The following is a 12,127-nucleotide window of genomic DNA, read 5'->3' as shown; positions in this document are numbered from 1 at the left end:
CAGCGTGCCCAGCGCCGAAGCGGCGGGCACGTCAGCACGCGGCCGCGCCGGGGTGCAGCGCCGAAGCCAGGGCGAGGGCGGCGGCCAGCGGGGCGGCGGCCAGGAGCACACGCGTGGCGAGGCGTTCGACGCCCCCTCGCTCCGGCTCACCGGTGACGCCACTGTTGATCACGGACCCACCATAGAACGTGCCCGGCGCGGCCCACATCTGCCGATCGGCGGATACCGCGGCCGCCGGGACGGCTGCGACTCTCCGGAATGCGTGCCGCTCACAGGGGCGGCGGCAGACCTCAGGAGAAGACATGACCCGTTCGCATCCGCCCCACGGGGCGTGCCGTCCCGGTGCTCCGCTCGGATCCCGGCTCGGAGGACGTCGATGACCGCGACCGAGGTGGTGACCGCGCGGCGAGGCGGCCGCATGGTGGAGCGGCTGGGAGGACTGCTCCCCTACGCGGCCGCCCTGTGGTGCCTGGGCTACGGCACCCTCGCCGTGTACTGGGCGTCCGGCGGTGCCGGCTTCCCGCTCGGCGTCGGCGACCCCAGGGCCGAGGACATGGGGAGCTGGCTGGCCGCCGCCGAGCCGGGACCGACCGGCCTCGTCATCGCCCTCGGCTGCGTGGCCGGCCTGGTCGCCGCGCTGAGCGGGCGGTCGCCGCGGACGCGCCGGATCCCGCCCCGGGCGGCGGCCGTGGTGCTCCTGGTGGCGGCGGTCCCGCTGCTGCTGGTGGTCCCCGACGTCCGGGTGCTCCAGAGCATGGCCTACGGGCTGCAGGGATACGTCGGCCTCGTGGACTGGCCGGTGGTGAACCAGTTGCTGTGCGCCCTCGGCGGGGCGCTGCTCGCCGGTACGGCGGCGTCGCTGCTGAGCGGCTCCCGCTGCCCGCTGTGCGACCGGCCGCACGCCGAGCCGGGCGCGGCGGCGCGCTGGGCCCGGATCGGCCGCTGGGCGACCGCGGTGGCGGTGGTCGCGCCGCTGCCGTACGCGGTGCAGCGGGCGGTGTGGGTCCTCGGCATCCCGCTGGGCGTGGACCGGCGGTTCATCCACGACCTGCTGGCCGACCTGGAGGCGAAGTCGCTCGGGCCGCTGGTCGTGTACAGCCTTCCGCTGTCCGCCGCGGCCGGTGCGCTGCTCACCCTCGGGCTGTCCATGCGCTGGGGCACGGTCCTGCCCGGCTGGGTGCCCTACCTGGGCGGCCGGCGCGTGCCCGTGGCACTGGCCGTGGTCCCCGCCGCGGTCGTGGCCGTCGCCGTGATCACGGCCGGGATGGCGCCGTACCGGCAGCTCGTCCTCGACGGACTGCCCGTCACGGGCAGCGGCGCCCCCGCGCTGCTCTGGCTGCCGTGGGGCATCGGGCTGGGCCTGGCCACGCTGGCGTACCAACGGCGCAGGCGGGAGACCTGCCCCGGCTGCTGACGGAAATGACCGGCCGCGGAGGCGGCGTGTCCGATGCCGCCGGCGGGTGCGGCTACCGGTGTCCGAGCCGTGATCGGTAGACCTCCCCGGCCCGGCGGTACAGGTCGAGGTGGGCCCGGTACTGCTCGTCGGAGGCGAACCGGCCGTCCTCCCGGAGCAGGGTCCCGAGCCGGTCCAGCCAGCCCAGGCACCATTCCAGATCGGCCCGCCTGGCCACGTGCGCGCCCGCCACGTCGAGGTAGACGGGGCTGGTGTGGGCGTAGGCGCCGGACGGATGGCACGACCGCGGATGCGGTCCCCCGGTGGCGACCGCGACCACGTACGTCGGCTCACGCACCACCAGTTCGGCGGTCAGCCCGTCCGGCGGACCGCACGCGAGGACGCCGTCACCGGTGCGGATCTCCAGCCGCTCCGCTTCGGGCCCGATCACCCCGGCCCGGATCCGGACCCGGTCGCCCGCGGCGAGCTCCAGTGTGTCGCCCGGCCCGTGCCCGTCGACCGAGAGCCACAGCCAGGGGCCGGTGGTGGCGAAGGTCCGCCCCCGGCGGACCGCCTCGGCGAAGGACTCCGCGGTGAGCGGGCCCTCGACGCGGGCGTACACCCGCTGCCAGCCCGGCGGGCTGGAGGCGGTGCCGCGGCGCGAGATGGACAGCACCGAGTCGCTGCCGGCCGTGACGGCCAGGCGGCAGCCGGCCCCGACCAGGTGCCGGTAGACCACCGCCGTGGCCTGGATGGACGAGTGGTTGAGCACGTCGAGCGCGTCCACCAGCCCGAGCGCGGCGTCGGCGACGAGCTCGCGCGCCGAGCAGTTCCGCCCGGCCGCCACGCCCCGCTCCGGTGGATCGTCCTCCGCCAGGTCGGTGTGGAAGGGGTGCCCGTAGCCGGTGACGGCGCCCAGCCTCCGCAGTTCCTCCAGCGCCGCGCTGTTGGGCTCGGCGTCGGACCCGCCGGCGAACCCGGAGTGGAAGCGCCCGGGCGGAGCGGACAGCCCGAACGCCGTGACGTGCCCGAGCAGGTCGTTGCGGTACTCCACGCCGAACCTGGCCAGGTGCCGCTCGTCCGACCAGGGCAGGTCCTCGCCCGCCCAGTGCGTCAGCGCCTCCCGGTCGTAGACGCGCTCCCCCGCGACGTTGCCCGCCACCAGGTTCAGCACGTGCAGGTCCTCACCGTGCTGGACGGCCGCGGCCCGGGCGGGCGCCGCGGGCTCGTCGCCCATCCAGTTGAGGTGCACGTGCAGATCTCCGCCGTACCAGCCGCGGGCCGCGGCGTCGTAGAGCCGCTCGGGACGCAACTCCACCAGCCGCTCCTCCCCGGGCGCGGGCCGGAGCGCGAACTCTGCGGTGGTGTACTCCATGCCCCGCGTCACCGCCACGGTGAGCTGCTCGGCGGGCACGTCGAGCAGCAGGTCGTCGCCGTGGAAGTACGGTCTGCGGTGGTGGTCGAGCGCGCGCGGCGCCCCGGGCGGGTACCAGCCCTGCCCGTTCGCCCCGGTCACGCTCCACCGGCACGGGAAGCCCGCGCGCAACCTGATCCTCGCCCGGTCCGCGCGCCGGCTGAGCACGCTCAGGTCCACCCGCTCCCCCTCGACGACCACCCGGGCGGCGGCGTCGATCCCGACCAGCCGCGCCCCGTACGGCGCCACCGCGTACGGCGTGCCGTCGACGAGGACCGTGACCGGCTCGTCCCTGCCGGAGTCCAGCAGCAGCGTCGTCTCCAGCGGCGCGTCGTCGAGCACGACCGCGGTCACGGCCCGGAGCACGGCGCCGTCCGGGGTGAGGCGCAGGACCGCCAGGTTGTCCGGCACGTCACCGGCCAGCGCGTCGCGCACCACCCGGTCCAGGTCCAGCTCGCCCATGCGCGCGTCCAGGTCGCGGCGTGCGGCACCGCCCAGCTGGGCGAAACAGGCGCTCCAGTAGTCGTGGCCTCCCATCAGGTACCCGCTGGTGCGCACCTCCCCGACGTACGGGATGAGCTCTTCTCCCCAGCACACCCCGTGCCGGTCGCGCAGCGCCCGGTATCGCCCCAGCGCGCGGGCGACGGCCTCGGGCAGCAGCGGATCACCGAGCACGGCGGTCCTCCCTCCATGCTGTCCCGAGTCTGTCCAGTTCCCGTCGTATGTCCTCGTCATCCGGATCCAGCGCGGCGGCGCGTACCAGATCGCGCCGGGCGGTCTCGATCCTGCGAAGGTCGCGGAGCACCATGGCCCTGTTGAACAGATAGGCGGGGTTCTCCTCCAGGTCGATGGCACAGCTCAGATCGGCGACCGCGGCTTCGAGATCGCCGGACTCGTAGGCGAGCGCACCTCGGCTGGCCAGGGTCGCCGTGGCACGGGGGTCGATCTCCAGGGCGGCGTCGAAGGCCCTGCGGGCCTCCGCGGGGCGGCCCGCGGCGGTCTCCGCCTGTCCGAGCGCCGACAGCAGGTGGACGTTGCCCGGATCCAGCTCGAGACCGCGTACGGCGTCGGCCCGCGCCCCCTCGTGATCGCCGAGTGCCGCCCGGATCCCGGCCCGGTTGGCGTAGGCGTCGACGAAGTCGGGATCGAGTTCGAGGACGTAGCCGAGGTCGGCGAGCGCTCCGTCGAGGTCGCCCTCCTCGAAGCGGATCTCGGCGCGATTGTAGTAGGGCTCGGGGAAGGGCAGTCCCACCCGCGCCGCGGTCTCGTAGTCGGCCACGGCCTCGGCCGTCCGTCCCAGCCGGTGCAGGAGGTTGCCGCGGTCGATGTAGTAGTCGGGGTACCCCGGGTCTGCGGCGATCGCCGCGTCCAGGTCTCGCAGCGCCTTCTCCGGTTCTCCCGCCATCGCCAGGAGACTCCCCCGGTTGGCCCTCAGCACCAGGCGGTGGATCGGGTGCTCTCCCTCCTCCAGGTCGCGTTCGGCGAGTTCGACCGCCTCCTGGACCAGCGCGAGCGCGTCCGGAAGCCTGCCGCGGCGCAGCTGCACCAGGGCGGCGCCGTTGAGATCGAAGCTCAGGTGGAAGGCCCGTTCACGTCGGTCGGGCAGGAGCGAGGTGATGGTGATCGCCTCGTTGATCCACGCCATCGCCTCCTCCGGGTCCCTCCGGGCGGGGATGTGGTGGCGTACCAGCAGCATCGCGGTGGCGTAGGCCGCCGTCGCGCGGGCCTTCGGCTCGACGCCCCTTCTGCGCGCTTCGTCGAGCAGCACCCGCGCCTCCTCCTCTCGGTCGATCGCCGAATAGGCCAGTGCTGTGCCGTACGCAGTCCGCCACCAGACGTCCAGGTCGGCGTCGAAGGTGAGCAGCTCCATCGCGCGCTCCCCCCGGTCCGCGGCGGCATGGTGGAAGCCTTCCATGAGGCAGCGGCCCATGGCCTCCCGCAGCGCCTTCACCGCGAGCTCAGGATCGCTCCCCCGCTCCCGGTGGAAGGCGATCTCTCCGAACTGCGGGCGGATCAATCCGGACGCCTCCAGTTCGTCGGCTCGCCCGTCGTGCTCGGCGGGGGTGAGGGGCTCGTACGGCACCGGCTCACCCTCGATGACCCTGAGCAGGTCCCCGTCCACCCGCCTTCCGGCGACCTCGAGGAACTCCCGGTCGGTGGCGTCGGCGCGGTCGATGTTCCCGACGGTCAGGGTCACCGCGCCGCCGACGGCCGTCAGGTGGTCGCGGACGAACTCGGCCAGGCCATTGGCGATGCGCAGAGTGTGCCGAGAGCCCGGCACCAGGATCCGCTCGGGCCTGGAGAGCTGCGCGGCGATGGACCGGCGGCGAGCCGGGACGCCCAGGTCCGGGGCGACGGCACGGAGCTCCACGTCGTGCGCGGTGACCAGCTCGGGGTGGCGTTCCATCGCGACGGGCACCAGGGCGTGCGCCAGGGCGGCGGCGACCGGGTAAACGCCACGCGAGCGTCCGTCGGCATCGACCGAGAGCAGCATCATGGATTCCCTCCTAGGAGCGGAGAACGTGTTCGGGATGGACGGGCACCTCGCGGAGCGACCGCAGCGGCGAGGCGATCATGACGGCGGTGGGAACGGAGAAGAGCAGCGCCCCGACGGCGAGGGCCGTCCAGAGACCGAGCCAGGTGGCCAGCAGGCCGAACAGCAGGGCGAACAGCGGTTTGCAGCCCAGCGCCAGCCAGCGGGAGGTGGCGTTCATCCGGCTCATGAGCCCGGGCGGGCAGATGAACTGGCGGAAGCTGCGGTTGGCGGTGATGTAGAGCATCTGCAGGGCGATGGCCAGGCAGTGACCGACCGTGACCAGGAGGTATCCTCCGGTCCCCGGCCCGGCGACCAGGGTGGGGACGAGATCGAGCGCGTACCCGGTCACCGCGAGCAGCATGAGGCGGGGGAGCCCCAGCCGTTCGGCCAGGCGCCTGACGAGCAGGCCCCCGGCGATCCCTCCCGCGGCGCTGACCGCCATGCAGACGCCCGTCTCGGCGGCGGTCCAGCCCAGCTCGCGGTGGACGTACACGATCCACAGGGCCCACACCCCGCCGATGGCGGCCGACACGAAGGCGTTGGCGATGACCACGGGGCGCATCAGCGGGTCACCGACCACGTACCGCAGCCCCTCCGCCATGTCCGTGCGGAGCCGGGAGCCGGCCGGCCTCGGCGGCGGAGGCGGCTCGGGGGTCCTGATCAGCATCAGGGAGACAGCACCGACCAGGTACGACAGCGCGTCCACCGCCACTGCCCGGGCGGCTCCGATCACGGTGATCAGGACCCCGGCGCCGCCTTGTCCGACGACGGTGGCGAACGACATGGACACGCCCAGCTTGCCGTGCCCCTCCACCAGCCGGTCGCCACGGAGCAGGGTCGGCAGGTAACTCTGGTAGGCGGTGTCGAAGACCACCGCGAGCAGTGCCGCCGCCGCCGCCACCACGCACAGCTGGGTGAAGCTCAGCACGCCGGCCGCCGCGGAGAGGGGGACCGACCCGAGCACCACGGCCTGGCAGAGGTTGCACCACACCATCAGCGCACGCCGCCGCCGCCGTTCCAACCATGCGCCGACCGGTAGCGAGGCGACCAGGTGGGGGAGATAGCCGATCGCGCTCAGCATGCTGACCTGCAGCGGAGAGGCCGAGAGCACCGTCATGGCGACGAAGGGGAGAGCGAGGGCGCTCAACTCCGTCCCGGCCATGCTGACCGACTGGCCACCCCAGAGCAGCATGAAGTCCCGATGCCGCCAGAGCGACCGCGCTGCGGGCATGCGGTATCACCTTTCGCCACCGCCACGAAGATCACTTAGTCTACAAAAGAGCGGCGTATATCGCTAGAATCCGTTTTCCGTACCCCGGTGGATCGCGAGGACCAGATGGGAATGAAAACAGGACGGATACACGCCCGATTCCTTGTGGACAGCGGAATCGCGCAGCGGAGGTCCGGGGACATGAGGTCGTCCGAAGAGACGCTCACCCAGGCTCTGACGATTTTCCGAGAAGCCGGCGACCGAACCGGAGAGGCCGACGCGCTCACCGAACTGTCCCTGGTCCGCTACACGACTGGGGATTCACCGGCCGCGATCGACGAATTACTTCTCGCCATCGACCTCTATCGCAAGACGGGAGACCGGCGGGGTGAGGCCGGAGCGCTCGACAAGTTGGGCACCGTACGACACCTCACCGGTGACTGCACCGATTCCATCGAATCCTTCGGCAGTGCACTGTCGATCTTTCGCGAGCTGAATGATAGACACGGGGAGGCCGGTGCTGTCAAGAATCTCGGTTTCGTTCTCTACCTGACCGGCGATTACCCCGCCGCCAGAAGGAATCTGGACGCGGCCCTCGCTCTCTTCACAGAACTGGGCGACCGCCTCGGAGAGGCGAACACGGTGAAGAACATCGGAGTCACGCTCCAACTGACCGGCGATCACCCCGCCGCGGCCGCCGCCCTGACGCGGTCCCTGGCCCTCTACCGGGAGCTCGGGAACCGGATGGGGCAGGTGAACGCACTCAACTGCCTGGCGGTGGTGCGATACCTCACCGGCGCGGTGCCCGCCGCGAGGGCGGCCGCCGACGAGGCGCTGGGCCTGGCCCGCGCGCTCCCCTACCGGGTCGGTGAGGCCGACTCCCTGCGCGAGCTCGGCTTCGTCCATCATCTGGCCGGCGACCACAAAGCCGCGGTCGGCACACTCCGGCAGGCCATCGCGATATTCGTCGAGACCGGTGACCGGCTCGGCCGGGTCGAAGCGCTCAACCGGCTCGGCCGAGTGCATCTGGACGGGGAGAACACACCGCATAATGCGATGGCGGTTTATGAGGAGGCGCGCGGGCTCGCCCGCGAGACCGGCAGCCGGCATGAGGAGGCACGGGCGACGGAAGGCATCGGCCGATGCCTCGCGCGCATCTCCGGGAAAACCGGAGCGGCCGTCGGGGAACTGGAACGGGCACTCGACTCCTATCGCACGCTCGGCGTTCCGGAACAAGCTCGGGTAGCCGACCTGCTTGCCGCCCTCAGCATGCGCCACAGCCCTTGAGAGCCGCCCGCAACCTGCGCGGGAAGAGAACTCCTCTATTGACATCTTCGATATTCGGAAAGATTATTCTCTGGGCGATCGCCGATGATCACACCTAACGTCCGAAGGAGCCGAAGATGAAGAAGATTGTCATCCACAAGCGCGGCACGGTGCGCTTGTCCGGCGCAGCCACTCCCAAGCACGCCGACCCCTCCTGACATTATGGTGACGTTTCACGCCGTTTCGGATTGAGACTTCACCGCTGCGGTCACCGCGCAATCACCGGATCTCCCGGAAAAGGAGATCGCGCGGTGGCCGCGACCGCCTCGCCGATCATCGCGGGGACGGCGGTCCCGGCCGGTCGCGTCCGCCGTACCGCCGGGCGCGGCGTATATCCGCGGACGCGTCACGATCAGGAAGAGCGCATGGGCGCACGGCCAGGGGACCGTCCGCGCCGCCCGGCCTCCAGCCGCCCGGCCCCGGCCTCCCGCCCGGCCCCGGCCTCATGTCGCAGGGCGGCCCGCCGCTGATCCCTCGCGGCTCCGGATATGCCGTTGATGCCGCGCCTCAAGCCCGTCCCGCGCCGTACGGCGAGCCGGGAGCGGACCCGCCCGCAGTGATCCGACCTGCCGTGTTCCCGCGGCGAGAACACCAGGTGACAGGGCGATTACGTGGCTTCGGCACGGGTTCCGGGCCGGCGGTCCGGACGGAGATTCCGATCGGGCTTCCCACGATCCACTCGGCTGGTAGTGTTCGCCGCAGAAAGCGCTACAACGGCCGGCACCGAACCACGAATTCGGTCCGGCCGGGGGCATGGAGCTCGTGGGGATGACGGCTCCCGCCGGCGCGGTCACCAAACATCATTCAGCCGGGGCACCCGGTGACTTCGTCCTGCCCTTCCTCATTGTGAGCGAGTACATGATGAACGCATCCCCCTGCCCGGATTCGGTCTCCGAGGACTTCGTGTCCGCCGATCCGCAGTGGTACAAGCGAGCCGTCTTCTACGAGGTGCTGGTCCGGGGGTTCAAGGACTCCAACGGCGACGGCACCGGAGACATCCGTGGCCTGATCGAGAAGCTGGACTACCTCCAGTGGCTCGGCGTGGACTGCCTGTGGCTGCTCCCGCTGTACGAGTCGCCGCTCCGCGACGGCGGCTACGACATCTCCGACTACATGAAGATCCTCCCCGACTTCGGCGACCTCGCCGACTTCGTGGAGCTGGTGGAGGAGGCCCACAAGCGGGGCCTGCGGGTCATCACCGACCTGGTGATGAACCACACCAGCGACCGGCACCCGTGGTTCCAGGCCTCCCGGCACGATCCCGAGGGCCCCTACGGGGACTTCTACGTCTGGTCCGACGACCCGACCGGCTACCCCGACGCGCCGATCATCTTCGTCGGCGCCGAGGAGTCCAACTGGACCTACGACCCGGTCCGCAGGCAGTACTACTGGCACCGCTTCTTCCACCACCAGCCGGACCTGAACTACGACAACCCGGCGGTCCAGGAGGCCATGCTGGAGGTGCTCCGGTTCTGGCTGGACCTGGGCATCGACGGCTTCCGGCTGGACGCGGTGCCGTACCTGTTCGAGCGCGAGGGCACGGCCTGCTCCGGCCTGCCGGAGACCCACGCCTACCTGAAGAAGGTCCGCGCCGAGGTGGACCGCCTCTACCCGGACCGGGTGCTGCTGGCCGAGGCCAACGGCTGGCCCGAGGACGTGGTCGAGTACTTCGGCGACCCGGCCACCGGCGGCGACGAGTGCCACATGGCGTTCCACTTCCCGCTGATGCCGCGCATCTTCATGGCGGTACGGCGGGGCAGCCGCGAGCCGATCTCCGAGATCATGTCGCGGACGCCGAAGCTCCCGGACAGCGCCCAGTGGGGCATCTTCCTGCGCAACCACGACGAGCTGACCCTGGAGACGGTCACCGAGGAAGAGCGCGACTACATGCACGCCGAGTACGCCAAGGACCCGCGCATGCGGGCCTACCTCGGCATCCGGCGCCGCCTGGCCCCGCTGCTGGAGAACGAGCGCGACCAGATCGAGCTGTTCACCGCGCTGCTGCTCTCCCTGCCGGGCTCGCCGGTCATGTACTACGGCGACGAGATCGGCATGGGCGACAACATCTGGCTGGAGGACCGCGACGCGGTCCGCACCCCGATGCAGTGGAGCCCGGACCGCAACGCGGGCTTCTCCACCGCCGACCCGGGCCGGCTCTACCTTCCTGCCGTCATGGACCCGATCTACGGCTACCAGGCGGTCAACGTGGAGGCGCAGCAGAAGAGCGGCTCGTCGCTGCTGCACTTCACCCGGAACATGCTGCGGATCCGCAGGCACCACCCGGTCTTCGGCACCGGCGAGTACATCGAGCTGTGGTCGGACAACCCCGCGGTGCTGACCTTCCTGCGCGAGGACGCCGACGACGTGATGCTCTGCGTCAACAACCTGTCGAAGTACCCGCAGCCGGTCCAGCTGGACCTGCGGCGCTTCGAGGGCATGACCCCGGTCGAGGCCCGCGGCGGGGTGCCCTTCCCCGTCATCGGCGAGCTGCCGTACCTGCTGACCCTTCCGGGCCACGGCTTCTACTGGTTCTCCATCGGCCGGCGCTGACCGTTCCCGGTCCCGGGCGGCTCCCACGAGGCGCCGCCCGGGGCCCGCATCCCTTTCACCGGGCGGCTCCCACGAGGCCTTCCTCTATTAACGAGCGGTTCTGGTTTCCCTTCAACACCCCTGCGGCCCGCGTAGACGCCTTCGTCCACGCCCCCGCGTCCTTCCGCCGCCGTGGTGTCTTCATCCATCCCCAGGAACTGGAGGTCGCGTGAGCGACGCCCCCCCTCCTCGACCGGACCGCGATCGAGGAAGCGTTTCGGCGCCTCGGCGACCGTCTCGCCCGGCGTGGAGTCGTGGCCGACCTCTAAAGGTCCTGGCCGCCCGCCGGCGGGACACCGGTGACATCCGTGCTCTCGTCGAGCGCCTCGAGCTCGGCTCCGCGGACGACGTTCTCGCCTTGTGCGCAGACGTCTTCCCCGACGAACCCGTCCCCGATCGCGCCCGTCTCATGTTGGAAGACCTCTTCGGCGAGAGCTGAACGCTCCCTCGGCCCTGCCCGGATGACACGGCGGAAGTCAACGGACCGATCCCCTACCGGGCGGCGACCGGGACCTGGGCGCGGGCCGCCCGGCGGGCCGGGATCAGGGTCACCAGCAGGCCCGCGCCGATCGCCGCCAGTGCCGCGACCGCGAGGACCGAGGCGGACGGGGTGCGGCCGATGCCCGCGCCGACGCCGCTGGTGTGGCCCTGCAGGTCGATCAGGCCGCCGACCACCGAGGCCCCGGCCGCCGTGCCCGCCGCCACGCCCAGCACGACCAGCAGCCCGGTCCCGGTGACCAGCGTCGCGGCCACCTGCCGGGGGGTGAGGCCCATCGCCTTGAGCACCGCCAGGTCGGAGGCGTGGTCGCGCAGGCCCAGCGCCCCGGCGGTGAGCAGGTTGGCCAGGCCCAGCAGCGCGAGCACGGCGGTCAGCGCCACGATCACCACCCGGATGACCGCGAGCCGCTCGGCCGGGTTGACCGTCCGCCGCACCTCCAGGGCCTCGCCGGAGGCGGCCAGCAGCCGCGCCCGGACCGCCTCGGCGTCGGCCCCCTCGGCCAGCACCAGCCGGTGGAACTGGGGCGGCAGGGCGTCCTTGGCGGCGAGGGTGTCCAGCCCGGTGGAGAGCACCTCGCCGTCCTGGTCGGGCTCCACCACCCGCCCGACGATGCGCACGATCAGCGGCGTGCCGCCGACGGTCATCCGGACCCGGTCGCCGATCCGCACGCCCAGCAGGTCGAGCAGGCCCTGCCCGGCGACGGCCTCGCCCCGCGCGGCGAACATCCGCCCCTCGGCGACCACCAGGGGGTACGGCGCCGTGGACGTGCCGAGCGCGCGGACCAGCACGCTCCTGGTCTGCCTGGGCTCCAGCGCCGCGACCTCGCTGCCCGGGTGGACGGAGCGCACCTCCGGGTCGGCCCGCGCGATGCGGGCGGCCTCGGTGGCGGTGAGCCTGCCGGGGTGGACGGTGAGGGCGGCGGCCTGGCCGACCCGCTCGGGGCGGCGCAGGAAGTCGTCGAGGGTGGCCCAGCAGCCGAGGCCGATGGTGATCATCATCATCGGCACGGCCAGGCCGACGATGCTCAGCAGGGCGGGGGTGCGGCGGGTGAAGGCGTCGCGGGTGCCCAGCACGAGCGCGGGCGGGAGCCGTACCAGCAGGGCGAGTTTGGCCAGCCGCGACAGGCGGCCCCGGGGCGGGGCGGCCGGGGCTGCGGGGGA

The 12,127-nt window shown here is 72.1% G+C and carries 8 protein-coding genes; 3 read left to right on the top strand and 5 right to left on the bottom strand.

The features are described 5' to 3' along the window. Nucleotides 1-31: 31 nt before the first annotated feature. Entirely contained in the window at nucleotides 32-172 is a 141-nt protein-coding gene (locus ACWJ6R_RS18695) for a hypothetical protein (protein ID WP_449063456.1), read from the bottom strand. 204 nt (nucleotides 173-376) lie between these two features. Here ACWJ6R_RS18695 and ACWJ6R_RS18690 point away from each other — a divergent pair, with 204 nt between their 5' ends. Further along, a complete protein-coding gene (locus tag ACWJ6R_RS18690) occupies nucleotides 377-1,414 on the top strand; it encodes a hypothetical protein (protein WP_449063455.1) in 1,038 nt (345 codons plus the stop codon). 52 nt (nucleotides 1,415-1,466) lie between these two features. Here ACWJ6R_RS18690 and ACWJ6R_RS18685 read toward each other — a convergent pair whose 3' ends face one another. From ACWJ6R_RS18685 to ACWJ6R_RS18675, 3 genes are read right to left on the bottom strand one after another with little or no spacing between them, the layout of a single operon-like run. Further along, nucleotides 1,467-3,482, bottom strand: a complete 2,016-nt coding sequence (locus ACWJ6R_RS18685; RefSeq protein WP_449063454.1) for a CehA/McbA family metallohydrolase — start codon at nucleotides 3,480-3,482, stop codon at nucleotides 1,467-1,469. Then, nucleotides 3,472-5,304 carry a tetratricopeptide repeat protein gene (locus tag ACWJ6R_RS18680; RefSeq protein ID WP_449063453.1) on the bottom strand — a complete coding sequence of 611 codons (1,833 nt, stop codon included), beginning with the start codon at nucleotides 5,302-5,304 and terminating at the stop codon, nucleotides 3,472-3,474. The genes ACWJ6R_RS18685 and ACWJ6R_RS18680 overlap by 11 nt, the downstream gene beginning before the upstream one ends. Before the next feature lie 10 nt (nucleotides 5,305-5,314). Further along, nucleotides 5,315-6,574: an MFS transporter gene (locus tag ACWJ6R_RS18675; RefSeq protein ID WP_449063452.1), complete on the bottom strand. Its 1,260-nt coding sequence runs from the start codon at nucleotides 6,572-6,574 to the stop codon at nucleotides 5,315-5,317. Between the two features lie 87 nt (nucleotides 6,575-6,661). On the opposite strand from ACWJ6R_RS18675, the gene ACWJ6R_RS18670 reads away from it, so the two are divergent. Further along, a complete protein-coding gene (locus ACWJ6R_RS18670) occupies nucleotides 6,662-7,840 on the top strand; it encodes a tetratricopeptide repeat protein (protein ID WP_449063451.1) in 1,179 nt (392 codons plus the stop codon). A gap of 900 nt (nucleotides 7,841-8,740) precedes the next feature. Then, a complete protein-coding gene (treS, locus tag ACWJ6R_RS18665; RefSeq protein ID WP_449063457.1) occupies nucleotides 8,741-10,429 on the top strand; it encodes a maltose alpha-D-glucosyltransferase in 1,689 nt (562 codons plus the stop codon). A 531-nt stretch (nucleotides 10,430-10,960) separates the two neighbouring features. Here treS and ACWJ6R_RS18660 read toward each other — a convergent pair. Continuing rightward, nucleotides 10,961-12,127: FtsX-like permease family protein (locus ACWJ6R_RS18660; protein WP_449063450.1), on the bottom strand; the 1,167-nt coding region annotated here is incomplete at its 5' end.

It is taken from the genome of Planomonospora algeriensis (assembly GCF_977012225.1).
This window is presented reverse-complemented; position numbering and strand designations above follow the sequence as displayed.

Excerpts from the sequence above, each read along its gene's own strand:
- ACWJ6R_RS18690 (WP_449063455.1), top strand. The coding sequence starts at position 377 with ATGACCGCGACCGAGGTGGTGACCGCGCGGCGAGGCGGCCGCATGGTG.
- treS (WP_449063457.1), top strand. The coding sequence starts at position 8,741 with ATGAACGCATCCCCCTGCCCGGATTCGGTCTCCGAGGACTTCGTGTCC.
- ACWJ6R_RS18680 (WP_449063453.1), bottom strand. The coding sequence starts at position 5,304 with ATGATGCTGCTCTCGGTCGATGCCGACGGACGCTCGCGTGGCGTTTAC.
- ACWJ6R_RS18675 (WP_449063452.1), bottom strand. The coding sequence starts at position 6,574 with ATGCCCGCAGCGCGGTCGCTCTGGCGGCATCGGGACTTCATGCTGCTC.